Annotated in this window: 22 protein-coding genes, 1 pseudogene, 1 riboswitch and 1 other annotated feature; of the genes and pseudogenes, 13 read left to right on the plus strand and 10 right to left on the minus strand. The window is 39.3% G+C overall.

The window, feature by feature from the left end; translation table 11 throughout:
- Positions 1–89: 89 nt before the first annotated feature.
- Positions 90–1,352 (plus strand): BaiN/RdsA family NAD(P)/FAD-dependent oxidoreductase, encoded by a 1,263-nt coding sequence (locus tag UN64_RS01765; RefSeq protein WP_077359382.1) that lies wholly within the window; start codon positions 90–92, stop codon positions 1,350–1,352.
- Positions 1,353–1,354: 2 nt separating this feature from the next.
- Here the strand turns inward: UN64_RS01765 and UN64_RS01770 are convergent, their stop codons facing one another.
- The 6 genes from UN64_RS01770 to UN64_RS01795 all read right to left on the minus strand — a co-directional run bounded on the left by UN64_RS01770 (position 1,355) and on the right by UN64_RS01795 (position 9,123).
- A complete protein-coding gene (locus tag UN64_RS01770) occupies positions 1,355–1,543 on the minus strand; it encodes a sporulation protein Cse60 (RefSeq protein WP_077359383.1) in 189 nt (62 codons plus the stop codon).
- Between the two features lie 88 nt (positions 1,544–1,631).
- On the minus strand, positions 1,632–2,267 hold the full coding sequence (locus UN64_RS01775; protein WP_077359384.1) for an SDR family oxidoreductase: 636 nt from the start codon (positions 2,265–2,267) through the stop codon (positions 1,632–1,634).
- A 218-nt stretch (positions 2,268–2,485) separates the two neighbouring features.
- Complete coding sequence (locus UN64_RS01780; protein WP_077359385.1) at positions 2,486–4,405, minus strand: putative bifunctional diguanylate cyclase/phosphodiesterase; 1,920 nt, start codon at positions 4,403–4,405, stop codon at positions 2,486–2,488.
- Between the two features lie 138 nt (positions 4,406–4,543).
- Positions 4,544–4,846, minus strand: coding sequence for a rhodanese-like domain-containing protein (locus tag UN64_RS01785; protein ID WP_077359386.1), 303 nt, complete (start codon positions 4,844–4,846; stop codon positions 4,544–4,546).
- Positions 4,847–4,859: 13 nt separating this feature from the next.
- Positions 4,860–7,280, minus strand: coding sequence for a leucine--tRNA ligase (leuS, locus tag UN64_RS01790; RefSeq protein ID WP_077359387.1), 2,421 nt, complete (start codon positions 7,278–7,280; stop codon positions 4,860–4,862).
- A gap of 291 nt (positions 7,281–7,571) precedes the next feature.
- Positions 7,572–7,799, minus strand: a binding site (T-box leader).
- A 130-nt stretch (positions 7,800–7,929) separates the two neighbouring features.
- Positions 7,930–9,123 (minus strand): MDR family MFS transporter, encoded by a 1,194-nt coding sequence (locus tag UN64_RS01795; protein WP_077359388.1) that lies wholly within the window; start codon positions 9,121–9,123, stop codon positions 7,930–7,932.
- A 162-nt stretch (positions 9,124–9,285) separates the two neighbouring features.
- Between UN64_RS01795 and mnmL the strand changes: the two genes are divergently transcribed.
- Both mnmL and mnmM read left to right on the plus strand, forming a co-directional pair.
- A complete protein-coding gene (gene mnmL, locus UN64_RS01800; RefSeq protein WP_077359389.1) occupies positions 9,286–10,251 on the plus strand; it encodes a tRNA modification radical SAM protein MnmL/YtqA in 966 nt (321 codons plus the stop codon).
- Positions 10,248–10,823: a tRNA 5-(aminomethyl)-2-thiouridylate-methyltransferase MnmM gene (gene mnmM, locus UN64_RS01805; protein WP_077359390.1), complete on the plus strand. Its 576-nt coding sequence runs from the start codon at positions 10,248–10,250 to the stop codon at positions 10,821–10,823. The genes mnmL and mnmM overlap by 4 nt, the downstream gene beginning before the upstream one ends.
- A 332-nt stretch (positions 10,824–11,155) precedes the next feature.
- On the opposite strand, the gene UN64_RS01810 is transcribed toward mnmM, so the two are convergent.
- Both UN64_RS01810 and UN64_RS01815 read right to left on the minus strand, forming a co-directional pair.
- Positions 11,156–12,226, minus strand: coding sequence for a tetraprenyl-beta-curcumene synthase family protein (locus UN64_RS01810; protein ID WP_077359391.1), 1,071 nt, complete (start codon positions 12,224–12,226; stop codon positions 11,156–11,158).
- A gap of 28 nt (positions 12,227–12,254) precedes the next feature.
- Positions 12,255–13,055 carry an alpha/beta hydrolase gene (locus UN64_RS01815; RefSeq protein WP_077359392.1) on the minus strand — a complete coding sequence of 267 codons (801 nt, stop codon included), beginning with the start codon at positions 13,053–13,055 and terminating at the stop codon, positions 12,255–12,257.
- A 323-nt stretch (positions 13,056–13,378) separates the two neighbouring features.
- Here UN64_RS01815 and UN64_RS01820 point away from each other — a divergent pair, with 323 nt between their 5' ends.
- Complete coding sequence (locus UN64_RS01820) at positions 13,379–13,897, plus strand: gamma carbonic anhydrase (RefSeq protein WP_077359393.1); 519 nt, start codon at positions 13,379–13,381, stop codon at positions 13,895–13,897.
- Here the strand turns inward: UN64_RS01820 and UN64_RS01825 are convergent.
- On the minus strand, positions 13,887–14,258 hold the full coding sequence (locus UN64_RS01825; RefSeq protein WP_077359394.1) for a VOC family protein: 372 nt from the start codon (positions 14,256–14,258) through the stop codon (positions 13,887–13,889). The two genes, UN64_RS01820 and UN64_RS01825, sit on opposite strands and share 11 nt — an antisense overlap.
- Before the next feature lie 140 nt (positions 14,259–14,398).
- Here UN64_RS01825 and UN64_RS01830 point away from each other — a divergent pair, with 140 nt between their 5' ends.
- The 8 genes and pseudogenes from UN64_RS01830 to UN64_RS01855 all read left to right on the plus strand — a co-directional run bounded on the left by UN64_RS01830 (position 14,399) and on the right by UN64_RS01855 (position 18,670).
- On the plus strand, positions 14,399–14,620 hold the full coding sequence (locus tag UN64_RS01830) for a spore coat associated protein CotJA (protein ID WP_077359395.1): 222 nt from the start codon (positions 14,399–14,401) through the stop codon (positions 14,618–14,620).
- 41 nt (positions 14,621–14,661) lie between these two features.
- Positions 14,662–14,889, plus strand: a complete 228-nt coding sequence (locus UN64_RS01835; protein WP_077361079.1) for a spore coat protein CotJB — start codon at positions 14,662–14,664, stop codon at positions 14,887–14,889.
- Between the two features lie 24 nt (positions 14,890–14,913).
- A complete protein-coding gene (cotJC, locus tag UN64_RS01840; protein ID WP_077359396.1) occupies positions 14,914–15,483 on the plus strand; it encodes a spore coat protein CotJC in 570 nt (189 codons plus the stop codon).
- Positions 15,484–15,604: 121 nt separating this feature from the next.
- A complete protein-coding gene (locus UN64_RS01845; RefSeq protein WP_077359397.1) occupies positions 15,605–16,153 on the plus strand; it encodes a phosphatase PAP2 family protein in 549 nt (182 codons plus the stop codon).
- 18 nt (positions 16,154–16,171) lie between these two features.
- A complete protein-coding gene (locus UN64_RS21430) occupies positions 16,172–16,426 on the plus strand; it encodes a glycosyltransferase family protein (protein WP_306460349.1) in 255 nt (84 codons plus the stop codon).
- 49 nt (positions 16,427–16,475) lie between these two features.
- Positions 16,476–16,649, plus strand: a pseudogene (locus UN64_RS21435) (glycosyltransferase); the annotation flags it as partial.
- 60 nt (positions 16,650–16,709) lie between these two features.
- Positions 16,710–17,330: a glycosyltransferase gene (locus UN64_RS21440; protein WP_306460350.1), complete on the plus strand. Its 621-nt coding sequence runs from the start codon at positions 16,710–16,712 to the stop codon at positions 17,328–17,330.
- Positions 17,331–17,341: 11 nt separating this feature from the next.
- Positions 17,342–18,670, plus strand: a complete 1,329-nt coding sequence (locus UN64_RS01855; RefSeq protein ID WP_077359398.1) for a UDP-glucose dehydrogenase family protein — start codon at positions 17,342–17,344, stop codon at positions 18,668–18,670.
- Positions 18,671–18,977: 307 nt separating this feature from the next.
- On the opposite strand, the gene metK is transcribed toward UN64_RS01855, so the two are convergent.
- Positions 18,978–20,183 (minus strand): methionine adenosyltransferase, encoded by a 1,206-nt coding sequence (gene metK / locus UN64_RS01860; RefSeq protein WP_077359399.1) that lies wholly within the window; start codon positions 20,181–20,183, stop codon positions 18,978–18,980.
- 162 nt (positions 20,184–20,345) lie between these two features.
- A riboswitch (SAM riboswitch) is annotated at positions 20,346–20,475 on the minus strand.
- A 261-nt stretch (positions 20,476–20,736) separates the two neighbouring features.
- Here metK and pckA point away from each other — a divergent pair.
- Complete coding sequence (gene pckA, locus UN64_RS01865) at positions 20,737–22,320, plus strand: phosphoenolpyruvate carboxykinase (ATP) (RefSeq protein ID WP_077359400.1); 1,584 nt, start codon at positions 20,737–20,739, stop codon at positions 22,318–22,320.
- The last annotated feature ends 84 nt before the right edge of the window (positions 22,321–22,404 follow it).

The raw sequence follows: 22,404 nt of genomic DNA on the forward strand, positions 1-22,404 counted from the left end.
AGGAATTGAAAATACATAGCCTTTTTTATAAAGCTGTGCTATTGTATGAAATGATTTTTAACTGAACGATCTAAGAAAGTTGGGATGTTATGATTTATGATTGTATTGTCATTGGCGGTGGTCCATCAGGGCTAATGGCCAGTGTTGGAGCTGCATCGAACGGCGCTCGTGTTCTTCTGATTGATAAAGGAGAAAAGCTTGGCCGCAAACTGGCCATATCCGGCGGAGGACGGTGCAATGTTACTAATCGTTTGCCTGTAGATGAGATCATTAAGCACATTCCTGGCAACGGCCGTTTTCTTTATAGTGCCTTTTCGGTTTTCAACAATGAGGATATTATTTCATTCTTTGAAAGTTTAGGAATTAAGCTTAAAGAAGAAGATCATGGGCGTATGTTTCCTGTTTCAAATAAAGCAACGGATGTTGTACAAGCACTTTTAAATAAGATTAATGAACTAGGTGTTCAAATCCGGACGAATACACCTGTAAAGACTATAAATTATAAAGAAGAATTACATGAAATAATTTTACAGAATGGAGAAGTACTAAAAACAAAATCTATAGTTATCGCTGTTGGAGGCAAGTCTGTTCCACATACAGGATCAACTGGTGATGGTTATGCATGGGCAAAAAAAGCTGGCCATACAATTACAGAATTGTATCCGACAGAAGTACCGATCACTTCAAATGAAAGCTTTGTAAAACAAAAAACATTGCAAGGTATTTCATTAAGAAACGTGGCGCTATCTGTTTGGAATCCTAAAGGAAAAATGATAAAAGCCCATCAGATGGATATGATCTTCACTCATTTCGGGATTTCCGGACCAGCCGCATTGCGCTGCAGCCAGTATGTTGTAAAAGCTCTCAAAAAATTTGGTGCCCCTTCGATTGAAATGAGAATTGACTCATTTCCGGATGAAAATGAAGATGCTCTTCTTTCCTCTATTCAAAAAAGAGTAGATGAGGAACCAAAAAAGGCTGTGAAAAACGTTCTGAAAGGAATGCTTCCTGAAAAGTATCTATTTTTCTTAATTGAAAAAGCAGGGATTGATGGTGATATTTCAGCTGATCAAATTCCAAAGCAGTCATTGCGTAATCTAGCTCAGCAAATGAAAGGTTTTTCGTTTCAAGTTAATGGAACGCTATCCATCGAAAAGGCTTTTGTAACAGGCGGCGGCGTCTCAGTAAAAGAAATCGCACCTCAAACAATGGCTTCTAAGATTCAAGAAGGCTTATTCTTTTGCGGGGAAATTCTGGATCTGCATGGATACACAGGCGGTTACAATATAACAGTAGCTTTTGTAACCGGCAATATAGCTGGTACAAATGCCGCTTATCATGCTCTAGGATAATTCTATTTTTTATAAATAATCATGGCTGAAAATGAAAACATTGTTTCGTTTTCCTCATGTGCATTTTCACATACTGCAATTTGATATTTAATATCAATAACATGATCTTGAGGAAGTCCGCTTAAGAATTCGTTGACACTTTCTTCAAGGTCATCTTCATGTTCTTCATCAAAAACTTTTACCTGTATCATAAAAAGCATCCTCCTAAAGAATGAGTCTCTGCATGAGCATTCGTTCAGTGAGGATGCTTTTCCTTTGTTGGACTTTGACTAGTTTTGTCTATATATTTTCGATTGCGTTTTGAATTGCTGTTTCCCCTTCTATCAGTTCAAAAACTTTGCGGTACATACGCTCATTTCCCAAACATGCTGCGATTGTTCTTGCTACATCAGCTCTTGGAATTGATCCGTGTTCATTTAATTTCTGCTGTGCATTAATTAATCCCATGCCGTCTTCATCTGTCAAAGCACCAGGACGCAAGATCGTGTAGTTTAATGAGCTTTCCATTAGTACCTGATCAGCATTTCCCTTTGCTTTTAAATAGTGTTGAAGACTTTCCGGTCCTTTTTCTGGTGTATCTGCCGCTAGTGAGCTCACCATAATAAATTGCTGAACAGAATGCTTTTCAGCAAGCTTGATCGATTTTACAGCTCCCTCGTAGTCAACCGCATCTGTTTTCTCAGGACCTGTATGCCCGCCAGAACCAGCTGTAAATATAACAACGTCAACCCCATCAAATACATGTTCAAAATCTTTTTCTAAGTCACCAAGCACAGCCTCAATATTTTCATGTTTAAAGTGCTCCTGCTGCTCTTCTTTTCTAACCATCGCTTTAACTGTATGACCTTGCTCAGCAAGCATGACACTTGTAAGTTTTCCGATATTTCCATTTGCTCCAATAATAAGCACGTTCATTTTCATCCACTCCTTCAACTTAAGTACTTATGTATTGTTTCACTAAAAGGCTATTGCAAAACATCGCTAGTAAAGGAGTATGTGGTGAGAGTAGGGTGAGTAATTCTATGAGAGTCACTTTTAATCACGAGAACAGCTCATAAAATAGCATGCGTTTGATTCCCAAAAACAAAAAAAGACCCAAAAAGCCGTTTTCGACTGGCTTTTTAAGTCTTTTACTAATTGATTACCATATTCTCTTGAAGATGCTCTTCTAGTTCTTCAGATTTTAATGGCTTAAACAAATGATATCCTTGTCCGTACATACAGCCTTGTTCTAATAGAAAGTCAATTTGTTTACAGCTTTCTATTCCTTCTGCAATAACATGAAAACTAAGATTATGACCCATATCAATTATAGTTTTTACGATTGCACCTGCTTTAGGATCTGTCAGAATATCATCGATAAACGTTTTATCAATCTTTAGAGTATCTACAGGCAGCTGCCTTAAATACGTTAAGGAAGAATAGCCAGTACCGAAGTCATCAATTGATATGCGAATCCCTTTCTCTCTTAAACGGTTAAGAACAGGCAATGTTTCTTCCAGGCTTTCCATCGTTGTACTCTCTGTAATCTCGAGTTCTAGAGAAGATGCTGGAAAATGGGTCTCGATTAAAATACTTTCCACTCTGTCTACGAACGATTCTTCCAATAGCTGCCGTACCGAAATATTTACTGATATCAGCAAGTCATTATAGCCGTTTTGATGCCATTTGGAACCTTGCGAGCAAGCATTTTTTAATACCCATTCACCTATTGGTAAAATCATACCCGTATCTTCTGCAATAGGAATAAATTCTCCTGGAGAAATGAGTCCTTCCGTATCTTTGTTCCATCTTAATAAAGCTTCCACACCAGTTATTTTTTTTGTGTGGAATTGGACTTGCGGCTGGAAGACAAGAAACAATTCATTCTTCTTCAATGCTTTTCTCAGCCCGTGTTCAAGGTTCAGCCTTCTTTCCATTTTGCCATCATGCTGTTCGGTAAAAAATTGATATGTGTTTCGGCCACGGTCTTTTGCCTGATACAGAGCTGAGTCTGCTCTTTTTAAAAGAGTATCACTGTCAGATCCGTTTCCTGGGTATAAACTTATTCCGATACTTGGTGTTGTGAAAACTTCCTTACCGCTCAATAAGAATGGCTTTGTAAAAGAACATATGATATCCTCAGCAACTGTTATTACTTCTGTTGTACTTTTGAATTCCAGCAGAATTATAAACTCGTCTCCGCTTCTTCTAAACACTTCACCTTTTCCTGATACTGTTGATTTCAGTAATTCAGCAACCTTTTGTAGCAAAAGATCTCCAAAGCTATGACCCAGTGTATCGTTTAGTACATTAAAGCGATCTAGATCCAAATACAGCAGTGCCAGGTTCCCTTGCTTCAAATCGACTTCATTCATTTTCTGTTCGATGGTCTCCATAAATCCGTTACGATTTGGGAGACCTGTTAACTCATCAAAATATGCCATTTGATTAATGGTCATTTCAGCATGCTTGCGTTCTGTTATATCGATCAGTATTGAATTAAAATCAACTAATTCTCCCTTCTCATTTAAAAAGGGAATTCCTCTGTCCTGAATCCATCTGATGTCTCCGTCAGGACGAAGTATTCTGTATTCACTTGTTGTAATTATCCCTTTTTGAATATCAGTTGCACGCATAACCGTAATCTCAAGATCATCAGGATGGATCACTTTTTTCCATAAATCCACATCATCATAAAAAGCTTGAAGCGGATATCCATAAAGTTTCTCAATACCAGAAGTAATTAGAAGCTTATTCGTTTGCAAGTTATGTGACCATATCGCAACATCGATGCTGTCAAAAACGTTTTGAAGATTGCCCCTGCTTGCTTCTAATTCTGCATGGGTCTCTTTATGTTTTTTTATTTCCTGCTCAAGGTCTATAGAATAGCTGTCTTTTTCCTTCAGCATTTTATAGACAAAAATTCCAAACACAAAAACAGCTCCGATATCTAAAACATACATCCATATATTATGAGAATAAATCGACCCTATTGAGCCCGCTAAATGAATGGTGAAAAAAGCAGCAATTATGCTTAGCCACTTCTTTTTATTAGAATGAATAAATGCCATGAGAGCCTCCAGGGTAAACAGTATACCCTTACTATCGGCTGAGACTCCTTAGTTTTTCACTATTCCTGATAATTAGATATGTTAAATTTTTTCTTCATGTAAAAAACCCCCTGCTTATTAAAGCAGGGAGTTTCATGATTATTCTTTATTATATTCAAGCATGCCGCCAGTCATATTTTTTACTTTATAGCCTTCGTCTAATAAGAAATAGGCTACATTTTCACTTCTTCTACCAGAACGGCAAATAATAATATGCTCTTCATTTTTATCGATTTCAGCTAATCGGTCTGGTATCTCACCCATTTTAATATGGGCTGCTTCAGGAATCTTTCCTACAGCAACTTCCTCGTCTTCACGAACATCAATCAAGGATACCTTCTTGCCATCTTTTAGTAATTGTTTCACCTCAGATGGTGAAATTTCTTCTAATTCATAGTCCATTTAAAAGCCTCCTTTAGTTTGCAACGATATTTACGAGTTTACCAGGTACAGTGATTATTTTACGAATCGTTTTGCCTTCGATGCTTTGTTGAACAGCTTCTTCTTTTAAAGCGACTTGCTCCATATCCTGTCCGCTGCTGTTTGCCGGAATCGTCATCTTTGCTTTTAATTTACCGTTTACTTGAACAACAATCTCAACTTCATTTTCAACGAGCTGCGCTTCATCCCATACTGGCCAAGCTTCATATGCAATGCTTCCGGTACCACCTGACTTTTCCCATAGTTCCTCACTAATATGCGGAGCGATCGGAGAAAGCATTTTTACAAAGCCTTGAACGAAATCCTTAGGAAGTGTCTCTTGCTTATTGGCTTCGTTAACAAATACCATAAGCTGCGAGATAGCCGTATTAAAACGAAGACCTTCATAATCCTCCGTTACTTTTTTAACAGTTAAATGGTAAAGACGGTTAAAAGCATCTGTTCCTTTAATATCTTGAATCGCAGGATTCAAGCTCTCTCCATCTTCGGAAACCAATAATCTCCATACTCGGTCAAGGAAACGGCGGGCACCATCAAGGCCTGTCGTACTCCATGCGATCGAAGCATCCAGCGGTCCCATAAACATTTCGTATAAGCGAAGTGTATCCGCACCATGACTCACAACAATTTCATCTGGATTAACGACATTGCCTTTTGACTTACTCATCTTTTCGTTGTTTTCACCAAGAATCATACCTTGGTTAAACAAACGCTGGAAAGGTTCCTTCGTTGGAACAACGCCAAGATCGTACAGCACTTTATGCCAGAAACGCGCATATAGAAGATGCAATACTGCGTGTTCAGCTCCGCCAATATAAATATCTACCGGCAGCCAATGCTCCAGTTTTTCAGGAGATGCCAGCTGCTCTTCATTTTTAGGATCGATATAGCGAAGATAATACCAGCAGCTTCCTGCCCACTGCGGCATTGTATTTGTTTCACGGCGTCCCTTCTTGCCTGTTGCAGGATCAATAACATTCACCCATTGTTCCTCATTAGCAAGTGGTGATTCGCCTGTTCCTGAAGGTCTGATCTCTTTCATTACTGGAAGAAGCAATGGGAGTTCTTCTTCAGAGACAGTTGTCATTGTACCGTCTTCCCAATGGATGACTGGGATAGGCTCTCCCCAATAACGCTGACGGGAGAATAGCCAGTCACGAAGACGATAAGTGATTTTCTTTTCACCTTTACCGTTCTCCACAAGCCATGCATTCATCTTTTCGATGGCTTCGACTTTTTGCATACCGTTTAAGAAGTCAGAGTTCACATGTTCGCCGTCACCTGTATAAGCAGCTTCAGCTACATTTCCGCCAGCAACCACTTCTGCAATCGGAAGCTCAAATTTAACAGCAAACTCGTAATCGCGCTCATCATGAGCAGGAACAGCCATAATAGCGCCAGTTCCGTAGCTAGCTAGTACATAGTCTGCTATCCAAATCGGAAGCTTAGCACCTGTAACCGGGTGGATCGCATATGCTCCAGTAAACACGCCAGACTTTTCTTTTGCAAGCTCAGTACGCTCAAGGTCAGACTTCGTTTCTACTTGTTTTTGATAAGTTGTTACTGCTTCAAGCTGTTCATCAGTAACAATCTCCTTTACAAGCTTATTTTCAGGTGCAAGCACAAGATACGTTGCACCAAATAGTGTGTCCGGTCTTGTTGTAAAAACAGTAATTTTAGAAGAATGACCATCTACATCAAAATGAACTTCAGCACCTTCTGAACGTCCGATCCAGTTACGCTGCATATCTTTCAAACTCTCAGGCCAATCCAATTCTTCAAGGTCCTCTAAAAGTCTGTCCGCATAAGCTGTAATCTTAAGCATCCATTGTTTCATAGGTTTACGAACTACTGGGTGACCTCCGCGTTCGCTCTTTCCATCGATAACTTCTTCGTTAGCTAGAACTGTTCCAAGCGCTTCACACCAATTAACCGGAACTTCATCAACGTACGCCAGACCTTTTTTATAAAGCTGGATAAAAATCCATTGCGTCCACTTGTAATAAGACGGATCTGTTGTATTAACTTCACGGTCCCAATCATAAGAGAAACCTAATTCTTTAATCTGTCTGCGGAATGTATTAATGTTTTGCTCTGTAAACTCAGCAGGGTCATTACCTGTATCAAGTGCGTATTGTTCAGCAGGAAGACCAAATGCGTCCCAGCCCATTGGGTGAAGTACATTATAGCCTTGCATGCGTTTCATGCGTGATAGAATGTCGGTTGCTGTATATCCTTCCGGGTGCCCAACGTGAAGACCTGCTCCAGATGGGTATGGAAACATATCTAATGCGTAAAACTTCTTTTTGTCATATTCTTCTTTCGTTTGGAATGTCTTGTTTTCATCCCAAAAATGCTGCCATTTTTTCTCGATTGTTTTGTGGTTATAATACATAACCCTTCCTCCTTCATTGACCCTGCTTCTTGTTAAGTATATAAGGCTTTTTAGCAATCTCTCCTGCTGTAAGATGTTGTTGATCTCCGCTCCAGGATGCTCGCTTTCCGCGGGGTGTGCGGTGAGCCTTCTTGGCGCCTTGCACCATTAGGAGTCTCACCTGTCCCACTGATCCCGCAGGAGTCTCGCACCTTCCGCTCCAACCAACTTTCAAGGATGCCAAGAACGATCCAGAACATCAATTATTTAAAGAGAAAAGCAAATAAAAAAACCTCCCGCCCCTAATAAAACATTAGGGACGAAAGGTTAGATCACAATTTTAAACCTGCCGCGGTACCACCCTGATTAACGCAAAAATCACGTTCACTCAAACTAACCTTAACGCGGCGGAACGGCAAGCATTACTTCATTCACACTTGCAACTAAAGGGTGAGTTCAAAAAAGTCCGGGTTGACTTGCACCAGCCGTCAACTCTCTAAATGCCATTCTTTTTTTACTAGTCCCTCTCATCGTTATTAACGAATAATAGATGTTAATTTGTATTTTATGAATTCTTTTAAAAAATGTCAAGGTTGTTTGAACTATTATAGCCTAAATTTTCCTTTTTTAAACTCAAATTCTACTAGGCAAAATGATCTGCCAATATTTTTTACGCCGATGCAGATTGAGATGGATTACTAATAGATTGACTGTTTCGACTGTAAACAATAGTCAACATAAAAGCAAGGACCATTAACCCAATAATCGTTTGAAAAAGTATACTAATGTTAAAGATGTCTGCGATCATTCCCCCAAATAAAGGACCCAGCATTCTTCCGCCAGTCGCTGTGCTATTCACAATTCCTTGGTAGAACCCTGCCCTTCCTTTAGGAGCAAGGTCTGCTGCAATACTTGGTACACCTGGCCAAACTAGCATTTCACCGATTGTCAATACTATCATTGCAATCATAAATCCGCTAAAGTCCTGAGCGTTTCCTACAATCACAAATGAGATAATAAATATGACATATCCGACAAGTATTTGGCTTGTTGTTGACTGCAGCCATTTTTTCAGAAAAACATTTATTAGCGGCTGTCCGAGAACGATGAACAATCCGTTGACGGTCCACAAGAGACTGTACATTTTTAATGTCACACCTAAGTCCTGCGTGTATGAAGCAATGGTAGATTGCCATTGAACATACCCGATCCAGGCTAACAGGTATCCCCCGCAAAGGATTAGCAAAGCAAGGAAAGCTTGTTTATTATGAATACGCTTTTTTTGCGAGAAAACAGTTTGAACACTTCCGCTTTCCTTTTCATCTATCCCTTTATAACCAAAAAATACGATCATAAAGAAAAGAAATGAAAGAGCAGAACAGCTGATAAATGATAATGTAAAAGAATAAGAGGCAGCTAATCCGCCAAGCGCTGCACCTAAAGCTACACCCACATTTTGCGCGATATAAATGCGATTAAACGCTTTTCTTCCTCCTTCTTTCCACATCGTTCCAGCAAGTGCGTACATGGAAGGAAAAACAATTCCCATTCCAAATCCCATAAAGACAAGCAAGATGCTGTAGGACCAGAAATCATGAAACCAAATCAATAAAAAAGAAGTGGTAAATGAAATGGAAACACCCAGTATGATCGTGCGATAGCCGCCTAGTTTATCAAACAGCAAACCGCCTGTTAAATTCCCTATAATGCCCGCACCAGAATTCAGTAATAACACGATTCCGGCTATAGTTAAAGATTTACCTAAATGCTCATGCATGAAGATGGTATTGATCGGCCAAAGAAAACTTGAGCCTGTAACATTCAGTGCCATACCTATAATGAGCAGCCACACTTTCGCTGGCATGAAGATCCCCCGCTTACAATGATGTCATAAAAACCCTTCTGTATTTTAGTCCTTTTTCCTGAACTTTACAACGAAAATAAATCACATCTATTTTGCCGCTCATTCCTTGTACATGCTACAATTGGCTTGGTGCTTATCACCGTAAATAAAGGAGTGAACAGGTTGACACACCTTACAGAAAAGCCGGCTTATTTTGGCGATAAAAGATATTACACATGGAACCACCATTTAAAATCTCACTTCGGAGAAAAAATTATAAAAATTCCTCTAGACGGAGGATTTGATTGTCCAAATCGAGATGGAAAAGCAGCTTACGGCGGCTGTACGTTTTGTTCCCAAAGCGGTTCAGGAGATTTTGCCGGGAATCGACGAGACGATATAATCACACAGTTTCATACAGTAAAAGAACGCATGAATGCTAAGTGGAAAAAAGGAAAGTATCTCGGCTATTTCCAGGCTTTTACGAACACTTATGCTCCTGTTGAAAAGCTAAAAGAAATGTATGAAACAGTTCTCGAGCAAGAAGATGTTGTTGGTCTGGCTATTGCTACACGGCCTGATTGTCTTCCTGATGATGTCGTGGAATATCTGGCTGATTTAAATAAACGTACGTATTTGTGGGTTGAACTCGGTCTTCAAACCGTACATGAAAGAACGGCTTTGCTTATTAATCGTGCGCACGATTATCAAACATACGTTGATGGTGTAAACAAATTAAGAAAACACAATATTAGAGTCTGCTCTCATATCATTAATGGTCTGCCGCTCGAAACGCCTGAAATGATGATGGAAACTGCACGTGAAGTTGCAAAACTGGATGTTCAGGGAATTAAGATACATCTATTGCATCTATTAAAAAAGACTCCAATGGTTAAGCAATATGAACAGGGAATGCTTGATTTTCTTGATTTTGATACGTATGTAAACCTTGTATGCGATCAGCTCGAAATCATTCCTCCAGATATGATGATTCACCGTTTAACGGGCGATGGTCCTTCTGATCTCTTGATTGGGCCGATGTGGAGTTTAAATAAGTGGAAAGTACTTAATGCCATTGAAAGTGAACTGAAACGCAGAAATAGCTTTCAAGGGAAATTTTATTTAAAAGAAGAGGTGGACTCTTTATGAAATTAGAAGGTGTTCTCCCTTATGCAAGAGCTCTTCTTCGTTCATTTTGCGCGCGAGGAGAAATCGTAATTGATGCGACATGCGGAAACGGAAATGATACATTATTTTTGTCAAAACTTGTAGGTAAAGATGGTCAAGTATTTGCTTTTGATATTCAAGAACAGGCGATTGAAAAATCTAAGCTGCGGTTAACTGAAAACCAAGCAGATGAAAATGTAACATTTTTTCAGGCTTCACATAATGAGATGATAAAACATCTTCCTGAGTTCGCAATCGGTAAAACCTCTGCTGCTATCTTTAACCTTGGCTACTTGCCTGGAAGTGATAAGTCGATCACAACAAAAGGTTCTTCTACAATCGAAGCGATCGAACAGCTGCTTGAAATTTTAAAACCTGAAGGAATTATCATATTAGTAATCTATCATGGTCATGAAGAAGGAAAACGTGAGAAAGATCTTGTTTTGGACTTTGTTAAAAACCTTGATCAGAAAGAAGCACAAGTTCTGCAATATGATTTCATTAATCAAAAAAACGATCCGCCATTTGTTGTAGCGATCGAAAAAAGAGGCTGATATCAACGTACTAATGTTGATTCAGCCTTTGTTTTTGCTATAGGCTTATTAAAATCATTCTCTTCATTCTAAGTTTATTGTAGCGCAAGATGCGAGACTCCTGCGGGAGCAGCGGGACAGCTACTTGAGTCTTCTTCTTGCAAGGCATGTGACGAGGAATCCCACCTCGGCAGGATTTGCCTGCAGACGCAGGAGCACAAATGCTTCCTTGAATGAAACTCCTATGTGTGCGGAGCGCCGAGAAGGCTCACCGCACGCCCCGCGGAAAGCTAGCATCTGAAGCGGAATTCAACTACTTCCAAGAGCAGCAACCTGCAATACTAGCCTTTTTATTATGAAAGAGACGGTTTTATTTTTTGATACACTTTTCGGTTTACGTAAAAGAAGTAACTTGTTGCACCTCCTACTTTTACAAGTTGTGAGGCCATTTTTTTAATCACAGGGCATTCAGAAACTTTGCGGTCTGCTAAATAAATTCCGAGCAAACCTCTTTGGATAAGACGATGAAATTTCGAATTGGGTAATTTTGAACAGCTGCTTTCCGCTTCTTTTGCAAAATAAACCATGCGTTCAAGCATGTGCTGCTCATTTTTATAGTACGTACAAAAGTTAAGATCCCCTTCAAGCTTGTCCTCATTTTGGTCAATAAAATAATCCAGCAGAATATGTAATCCCTGGAGCCAAGGGAAATAACCTTTTGTGATGGTTTGTGCAGATTCTTTTGTAAAATCGCCTTGAAAAGCATAGCTGACGAGACAAAAGATACCAAGTGTCGAACCCGCACAAGCGGAGAATTCATACCATGTGATATCAGGCAGAAAAGACTGATATTCTCCAAACCAGCTAATGAGGCGAGGTTCCCTTTCCTGTACAACAACATGCTTATGAACTTGAAGATCGCAATAAATTTGGGCAAGTCCTATCAGCTCACTTGCAATGTTTGGGTATGCCTGCATTTCTGATAATACTTTTTGACAGGTTAATACAAGATCAGCAAGATATCCGCCGTCCTCTTGCTCATCTCTGTATCTGTAGTAGTTAACAGGTTTTACCCCTGGACTAAGTGCATGAAACATACTTTCATGAAGTGCCCTGAAGTCCTTATCACTAAGAGAGGTGCTCCGATCACAGAGGTTATCTAAATAATCACTGATCGTTTGGTAAGCTACTACAAATTCTATTGCTTTCTTTCGATGCTGTCCTGCGAGAAGAGTAAGGATAGCACCGCCTTCACAATGAAACATCTTATTGGAGATGCTGCTTAAAGCCTGCTGCCTTAATTCAGGGTCAGGTATTTTTTCTGCTTTTTCATGCCAATTTTGAAGCAGCTGGCCAACAGCAGGAAAAACTTTCGTATAAACGGAATACATCAATCCCCATGGGTGAACCGGAACCTTGTTCATATAGATGCTCCTTTTAATTATTCTTTCTTTACCTTTTTCCTTTATTGGCTTCACTATGCAGATATAAAAATCTTTTTACGTATTCAAAAACATTTTCCCGCTCTGGTTCATTTAAAACTTCGTGATACAGTGAAGGAAATTCTTTATACCATTTCTCTTCCAGATATATTCCGTTGAACCAGCGTTTTACGGCTTCTTTATCTACAATTAAATCATCACCCGCCTGAAGCAGCAGTAATGGGATGTTCGGGAATGATTTATAATGGTCAAATGCATGCTTAATTGAAGCCGTAAGTTCCCGGTACCACCTTACCGAAACTTTTTTAACGATCAATTTATCCGCTTTATCCCTGACTCGTATCTCTTCATTTCGAGTAGCACTGCCTTCTGGCAAGTTAGTCGCAAGTCTTACTCCAGGTGCGAGTTTGTTCAATAACAGTGAGAGAGCTTCCTTGCCTTTTGATGGATAATGAACTAACCCGAGACAAGGTGATGATAAAACAACAGCCCGAACATCCAAATTTCTCTCCATTAATGTGCGGATTACAGCCAGTCCTCCCATACTATGACCTAATATATACACGGGCAATCCAAGTTTCTTAGCCTCTAGAAACCAGTTCTCAATTGTAAAGATGTACTCATCAAATGTATCGATGTGTCCTCTTCTTCTCGTCGTTGTACCTTGACCAGGCAGATCTCCAGAAACACAGTGAAAACCGGACTCATTTAACTGCTTTATAACCCAGTCGTATCTTCCATGATGTTCGTTTGCACCATGTACGACTACAATCGTACCTTTAGCTTCCCGATCTGTTGTCCATGTCCACATATATTCCACCCTCTTTCCTATTCATAAAGGTATCCGATTTGCTAAACTATACTTAATTAATGACCATTTCTAAAAGATTGTTGCTGTGCTTATGAACATTTAATGTTGAGTTCGCTTCTTTGACTAGTTGATTGGAGTAGAAGGTGCGAGACGACTCCTGCGGGATCAGTGGGACAGGTGGGACTCCTAAACGCGCAAAGCGCGAGGAGGCTCACCGCCCGCCCCGCGGAAAGCGAGCACCTGGAGCGGAAATCAACAACATCTAGTAGCCACAATGTTTACGAAAACAGCCTAATTTAATAAAAATACAGGATGTGTATACAATGATTTATCCTTATGGAGACAAACAGCCTAAGATTTCTGAAACTGCCTTTATTGCAGACTATGTAACAATTACCGGTGATGTTCAGATTGGAGAATACTCTTCAATTTGGTTTAACACATCAATACGGGGGGATGTTTCCCCCACAATAATCGGCAATTATGTAAATGTACAAGATAATTCTGTACTTCATCAAAGTCCGAACCGCACACTTCATTTAAAGGATGGGGTAACAGTCGGCCATAGCGTTATTCTGCATAGCTGTACGATTGAGGAAAATGCATTAATCGGCATGGGTTCATTGGTGCTTGACGGAGCACATATCGGTCAAGGTGCTTTTATAGGTGCAGGAAGTCTTGTACCTCCCGGAAAAGTGATCCCGCCAAACATTCTTGCATTCGGTCGGCCGGCAAAAGTAATACGCGAATTGACCGAAGAAGATATTAAAGATATGAATCGTATACGTCGGGAATATTATGAAAAAGGACAATATTATAAGACACTTCAGGCTAAACGTTAAATTCGATTAAGTTACCATCAGGATCACTGACAAAAACTTGATGCCAATCTGTCTTATTGTTTGGTTTGTTTACATATTTAACCCCGTGTGCGTCTAAAGTCTTGATTAGTTTATCCATATCTTCAACCCTGACTGCAAAATGACCGTCTCTGCTGTCAATTTCGGTCGTGTTTCTTCTGGCTTTTCCTTTATTGTGAACAATTAAATGAAGCTGAGTATCGCCAATATCATACCAAACGCCCGGAAAATCAAATTGAGGGCGTTTTTTATTTTGTTTAAAACCTAAGATTCCTTCGTAAAAATACAAGGATTCCTTCAAGTTTGTAACTAGCAGTGAAACATGATGTATTCCTTTGTACATGTGCTCAACACCTCATTTTCATGTCATGTTTTGCCCATTATTTTATCACAAATAAACCTAAATTGAGATTTATAAGTGCTTAAACACCCCCCTTTATGAATATCTATATAAAAGTAAACTTTATGAAGGGATGGTTTTAGATGAATAGAAACACACCTGTGAAATCATATACTCCTTATCATAGTCCTTTGGATCCTTGCCCGCCTATCGGAAAAAAGTTTTATTCGACTCCTCCAAATTTATATATGGGTTTTCAGCCGTATGATCTTCCGCAGTTTCCGCCAAAAGAAGCATTGCGAAAAGGTACACTTTGGCCTGCCTTTTACGATTATTATGAAAATCCGTATGAAAGAAGGGGGTAATTGAGGTGCAGCAAACATTGCCAGAAGAGTTCTATCAATGGATGGAAGAGCTCCAAGCTGTTGATTTTGTACTTGTGGAACTTACTTTGTATTTAGACACTCACCCTCAAGATCAAAATGCCGTTCAACAATTCAACCAATATGCGCAGCAAAGGAAAAAAATAAAACGGGCGATAGAATCAAAATATGGTCCGCTTCAGCAATACGGGAACAGTTATTCCGGAATGCCATGGAACTGGAGCAGCGGTCCCTGGCCGTGGCAGCTATAAAAAGGTTAAGGGAGGTTCACTTTAATGTGGGTTTATGAGAAGAAACTACAATACCCGGTAAAAATAACATCATGCAATCCAAGACTAGCAAAATATTTAATTGAACAATACGGCGGTGCTGATGGAGAACTTGCTGCCGCTCTTCGTTACTTAAATCAGCGTTATACGATTCCTGATAAAGTAATCGGTCTATTAACGGATATCGGTACTGAAGAGTTTGCGCATCTTGAAATGATCGCAACGATGATCTACAAACTGACCAAAGATGCAACCCCTGAACAATTAAAAGCTGCAGGAATAGAAGATCACTACGTTAACCATGACAGTGCTTTGTTCTATCACAATGCGGCAGGCGTACCTTTTACTGCAAGTTACATAGCAGCAAAAGGGGATCCGATCGCTGACCTTTATGAAGACATTGCTGCAGAGGAAAAGGCGCGTGCTACCTATCAATGGATTATAAACATGTCAGATGATCCCGATCTGAACGATTCCCTTCGCTTCCTAAGAGAAAGAGAGATTATCCATTCCCAGCGTTTCCGGGAAGCTGTTGAAATTTTGAAAGAAGAACGAGACCGAAAAATATTTTTTTAATTTTACCGTCCAGCTTTTTTGGGCGGTTTTTTTTATAAATTTTTACACTGCCTTCACTCCCCCATAACAATTATATTTTATGATGAACATATCAAGCTAATAAAACTAGGAGGGGATATGAATGGCAAAAGTTATGAATTGGCTGTATGAAAAAGAATGTACTTTTTTCCGGCTTATTAATGGTCGTATGCACAGAAGTTCTATGGATCGTTTCTTTCATGTGTGGACTCATCTTGGCGGCGCAACTGCTACGACCTCAACAGCTGTTCTGCTCTTAATACTCCTCCCTGCACACTTAAAGTCATGGGGAATCGTTTGTATTGTATCACTTACCATCAGTCATATTCCTGTTGCTATTTCAAAAAAAATGTATCCTAGAAAACGGCCATACTTAAGGTTGCCAGATACGAATATAGGAGACAATCCTTTAAAAGATCATTCATTTCCTTCGGGGCATACAACGGCTATTTTTTCAATCGTTACTCCGTTAATTATCTTAAATCCGTTCATCGGCATGTTTTTACTTTTCTCCGCTTTGTTGGTTGCAATTTCTCGAATGTACCTTGGGCTTCACTATCCTTCTGATGTTTTGGCAGGTATGATTCTAGGTATAAGTTCCAGCTTCTTTTCTTTATTTCTAGTAAATGCTTTTATCATTCCTTATTTATAAAAAGAGGAGATGAAGTAAATGAAGCTTGCTCTATTCTCTGATACCTTCCATCCGCAGGTAAACGGCGTTGCCCGCACATTAAAAAGACTTACTCATTATTTAGAAAAGAATGATATACCTCATAAAGTAATTATGCCTTCTATCGAAGGCTTTCCAGATGAAGTAATTACTCATTATTTTTTAATGAAAAGCCTGCCTTTTTTTCTATACCCTGAGTGCAGGCTTGCCATTCCCCAATGGCGAGCGTTAAATCATGAATTGAATACATTTTAATCCAGACCTCCTCCATATCGTTACTCCCTTTAATATTGGTCTATTCGGACTGCGTTACGGGAAACGAGAAAACATCCCCATGATCGCTTCCTATCACACACATTTTTACCGTTATCTTTCATACTATCATCTAGAATTTCTCTCTCCTCTTCTTTGGCGTTACCTTAAGTGGTTTCATAGCCCCTTCCAGAAAATTTTTGTCCCAGCAGTAGAAACGAGACAGACCCTCATCACCCGTGGATTTACCGATGTTTCTATATGGAAAAGAGGAGTTGACTGTGATTTGTTTTCACAAAAAAACAGAGATGGTTCAATACGTGAAAAGTATAAAATAACTGAAAAATATATCTTCTTATTTGTTGGCAGGCTAGCACCAGAAAAAGACTTGGATATTCTTTATGAAATCATAAAAAAATTGCCCCCACCATTGAACGAATGTGTACATTGGCTAATTGTAGGGGATGGTCCGAACAGACATGAAGTTAACGAATGGGAAAAGAAACATAGAAATATTACATGTGCAGGTTATTTATCGGGCAATGAACTCGCCCAAGCATATGCTTCATCCGATCTTTTCGTTTTTCCTTCATCAACAGAAACCTTCGGAAATGTAGTATTAGAAGCACATGCATCAGGAGTTCCTGCTGTAGTGTCTGATACAGGAGGTGTAGTTGAAATTGTAGAAGACCATGTAACAGGTATGATTTGCAAAGCGAGAAATGCAGATTCTTTCACAAAAACAATAGCAGCTATTCTCGAAAACCCTGCTACTCTTGACATGATGGGTTGGAAAGCAAGGAATTATGCGCTGACTCAATCGTGGTCTACCATCTTTGGTAATCTGTTGTTACAATACGAAGAGGCGGCTTTTAAGAAAGCAAATAAGAAAACAATAATCTCTTAAGGGGGGAGAAAATGAAACTTGGCATTTTTGGCGCTGGATATGTTGGACTTGTAACGGCTGTTTGTTTTGCTGAAAAAGGGCACGACGTAATTATTCAGGATATCGCAAAGGAGAAAATAGCTACTTTGCAATCTGGCGGACTGCCCATTTTTGAAGAAAGTCTAGAGAATATGCTTCAGCAGAATTCCAAGAGATTACACTTTACTCATGATGTCAGCAAAGTTATCTCCGAATGTGATGTCATTTTCATTTGTGCTGGCACCCCGCAAGACGAGAACGGTAAAGCAGACTTATCACAGGTAGAGGCAGTTACAAAAGAGATAAGCAGACTGAGCACTTCAGATAAAATTATTGTTATTAAAAGTACCGTGCCACCAGGTACTACTGAAAAAATGGAACAACTTGCAAATAACCAAAAAGAAAATTCATTAAAGTATTCCTTTGTTCATAACCCTGAATTCCTTAGACAAGGAAAAGCAGTTTATGATTTTTTAAATCCTTCACGAATTGTAATAGGCACATCTGATAAAGAATCATTTAACATAATAAACGATCTATATCAAAATTGGAATGCACCAATTATTGAAACAGATTGCAAAAGTGCTGAGCTGCTAAAGTATGCAGCGAACTCCTTTTTAGCAATGAAGATATCTTACATCAATATGATTTCACAATTAAGCGATCAATTAGGAACAAACATTGATGACATAGCAGCCGGCATAGGACTTGACCCAAGAATCGGCGGTGACTTTTTAAAAGCTGGAATCGGTTTTGGAGGATCGTGTTTTCCGAAAGATTTACAGGCAATAGGAAATGCGGCTGCTGAAATTGAGGTCGAATTACCATTTATTAAACAGACATCCGAAATAAATAAAAAACAAGGGGAACTGTTTTTCGAAAAAATTAAGGTTTTCAGTAAAGGGCTAAATAATAAAAAAATTGCTCTTCTTGGTCTTTCATTTAAGCCATTTACAGATGACTTACGCTCTGCTCCATCACTTGCTTTAGCTGATAGACTAATAAGCGAAGGTGCTCAAATTACAGCTTTCGATCCCCTTGTAAGGATTTTTCCTGTTTCAGGGGTACAGGTCGCTGCTTCACTAGAAGAAGCAATAAAAGATGCAGATATTACGGTTTTAGTAACAGAATGGCCAGAGTTTAAGAAACTACTACGGATCGAAAATATTGAAAATATGAGCAAACCTGTTATTTTTGATGGAAGAAACATGTTTTCATTGGAGGAAATAAAAAATTTATCTAATCAATTAACGCTCCATTATGAATCAATTGGGAGACCTCCCGTCAGCAATCTAAGTGTTAAAAATCAAATTTTAATATAAAGACAGCCTGCCAGAGAAAAAATGGCAGGCTTTTTTCTAAATATCATCTCGGGAATCATTAACTGCAGTTTTATATAAGTAAAATTACAACTCCAGGATTACCCCGCTAGGTATTTCGCTTAGAAATCTCACGAAAAACGCTAAAAATCCCACGTTAAATGAGTTTATTCTCACGATAATTTGAATAATCCCACGTTAATTGTAAAATAACCACAAGCCGACACATTCAGTCAAATTTCGCAGTTAAAATACCCTCTCTCATACTAAAAAAACAGACTCCCATTTAACAGGAGTCTGTTTTAACACATTAAATATTTGCTTGGTTCTTAAGCTCTTCTGCTTTGTCAGTCTTCTCCCATGGAAGGTCGATATCTGTACGGCCAAAGTGACCATATGCAGCAGTTTGCTTGTAGATCGGACGGCGAAGATCAAGCATCTTGATGATTCCAGCCGGACGAAGATCAAAGTTGTTGCGAACTAATTCTACAAGAACTTCTTCTGATACTTTACCCGTTTCAAATGTGTTTACAGCGATGGATACAGGCTGAGCCACACCGATCGCGTATGCAAGCTGAACTTCAACTTTGTCTGCAAGACCTGAAGCTACGATATTTTTCGCAACATAGCGTGCAGCGTATGCAGCAGAACGGTCAACTTTTGTAGCATCCTTACCAGAGAATGCACCGCCACCGTGACGTGCATAACCACCGTAAGTATCAACGATGATCTTACGTCCAGTTAGACCAGCATCACCTTGTGGTCCGCCGATAACGAAACGTCCTGTAGGGTTGATGAAATATTTTGTGTTTTCATCAATTAACTCAGCAGGAACAACTGGCTTGATTACTTTTTCTTTAATGTCTTTTTGAATTTCTTCAAGTGTGTTCTCAGGGTGGTGCTGAGTAGAAATAACGATTGTATCGATACGTACTGGCTTGTCGTTCTCATCATATTCAACTGTTACTTGAGTCTTTCCATCTGGACGCAAGTAAGGAATTTCTTCAGACTTACGAACTTCAGTAAGACGGCGAGATAATTTGTGTGCTAATGAAATCGGAAGAGGCATAAGCTCTTCTGTTTCGTTACAAGCAAATCCGAACATTAAACCTTGGTCACCTGCACCGATTGCTTCAATCTCAGCATCTGTCATAGAACCTTCTCTTGCTTCAAGCGCTTGGTCTACACCCATCGCGATATCAGCAGATTGCTCATCGATAGAGGTTAATACAGCACACGTTTCAGAATCGAACCCGTATTTTGCACGGTCATAACCGATTTCTTTAATTGTCTCACGGACAACTTTTGGGATATCTACATAAGTAGAAGTTGTGATCTCACCAGCAACAAGTACAAGACCTGTTGTAACAGATGTTTCACATGCTACACGTGCATTAGCATCATTAGCTAAAATTTCATCTAGAATGGCATCTGAAATCTGGTCACAAATCTTATCCGGATGACCTTCTGTTACCGATTCAGATGTGAATAAACGACGACTAACTTTTTTGGACAAATTAATATCCTCCCTTAATTGCTTTCAGTATGATACGGTACTTTATTCTTATCTATTTTGCATTGTTTATGTTCTTAACTTGAAAAAGGCATAAAAAAAGCCCTTCCCTGTTTCACATTATCATTCACGAGGGAAAAGGTTTAAAATAAAAATGCCTTCATCCTCTTATTGTCCAAGGTTTTTTTCACCTTGCAGGTTAGCACCTTTTCATTTTAAGCAGATCATAATCTCCGCTTTCATGTCGGTTGCTGGGTTTCATAGGGCCTGTCCCTCCACCTACTCAGAATAAGAGTAGCCGTTCTCGAAATATAATAGCGCAATGACTTTATGATGTCAATAGAAATCCCTTTAATATCAATAAGAAGAAGCAGATTATCGCGTTTTTTTGACATCGCTTTCAATATGATGGAGATTCCTGAAGTATTTAAGCCTTTTTTTCAGGATTAAGAACTTTTCTGATGCGCTTTCATAAAATAGTATACATTATTTAAATTAATGTGTTATACTAATTTTCGAATATATCACTCTAGGATAAAGGATGGTACTGTCTGATATGAATACTTTGGAATTTACGACAACCTTAAATGAACTTGTGACCCGTGAAACAACTCACCAGAACTTGCCTGTTCCGGTTTTAGTAGAAAAATCATTAACAAGAAAAGAAGGCATACTTACTTCTACTGGTGCACTTCGAGCAACCACGGGGAAATACACAGGCCGATCCCCAGAGGATAAATTTATTGTTGAAGATGCATCCGTAAAAAAATCCATTGACTGGGGTAAAGTAAACAAACCATTTTCACCTGAAAACTTTGATAAATTATATAAAAAAGTACTTCAATACTTAGGCACGAAAGAAGAGCTATTCTTATTTAAGGGATTCGCAGGGGCAGATCAAGAGTACCGTCTTCCTATTCAAGTTATTAACGAATACGCTTGGCACAATTTATTTGCACATCAAATGTTTGTGCGTCCTAATGAAACAGAACTTGCTTCACATGACTCTCAATTCACAATAGTTTCAGCTCCTGGATTCCAAGCAAATCCTGCTGAGGATGGAACAAACTCTGAAACGTTTATTATTATTTCTTTTGAAAAACGTATCGTATTAATCGGCGGTACTGAATACGCTGGTGAGATAAAAAAATCGGTATTTTCTGTTATGAATTACTTGCTTCCTGAAAAAGGTATTCTTTCTATGCACTGTTCAGCCAACGTTGGAAACGAAGGTGATGTAGCACTATTCTTCGGCTTGTCCGGAACAGGGAAAACAACACTGTCTGCTGACCCTAACCGGCGCTTAATCGGTGACGATGAGCACGGATGGGCTAACACAGGAGTGTTTAACGTCGAAGGCGGCTGCTATGCAAAGACAATTGATCTTTCTAAAGAAAAAGAGCCGCAGATTTGGAACGCTATCCGTTTTGGAAGTGTATTAGAGAATGTAATGATCGATGATGATTCCCGTATTGCGGATTATAAGGATTCCACATTAACTGAAAATACAAGAGCGGCATATCCTGTTGATGCTATTCCAAACATCATTCAGCCAAGTGTGGCAGGTCATCCAAACACAATTATCTTTTTAACAGCTGATGCTTTTGGAGTTTTGCCTCCAATCAGTAAATTAACAAAAGAACAAGCGATGTACCATTTCTTATCTGGATACACAAGCAAACTTGCTGGAACTGAAAGAGGAGTTACTTCACCGCAAGCAACATTTTCAACATGCTTTGGCGCTCCATTCCTTCCGTTGCCTGCGACAGTTTATGCAGAAATGCTAGGCAAGAAAATCGATCAGCATAATGTTCAAGTATTCCTTGTTAACACAGGCTGGTCTGGCGGGGAGTATGGTGTCGGAAGCCGTATGAACTTATCTTACACACGTGCTATGGTTCAAGCGGCACTTGAAGGTGAACTGACATCTGTTGAAACTGTTGTAGATCCTGTATTCGGACTTCACATTCCGACTCATTGCCCAGGTGTTCCTGATCAAGTCCTTCAGCCAAAGAAAACATGGGATAACCCTGAGCAGTATGATGTAAAAGCAAAAGAACTTGCTGCTAAATTTAAGGCTAATTTTGAGAAATTCAAATCTGTATCTTCTGAAATCACACAAGCAGGACCACTTGCATAATCACCTTAAATCAACCCTCTCGCTACAAAGCGGGAGGGTTTTTTGGAATTTATTAGAAAAAAACAGTTGTAAAGTGACATGTTT

The organism is Fictibacillus arsenicus, from assembly GCF_001999465.1.
GTDB classification, from domain to species: domain Bacteria; phylum Bacillota; class Bacilli; order Bacillales; family Fictibacillaceae; genus Fictibacillus; species Fictibacillus arsenicus.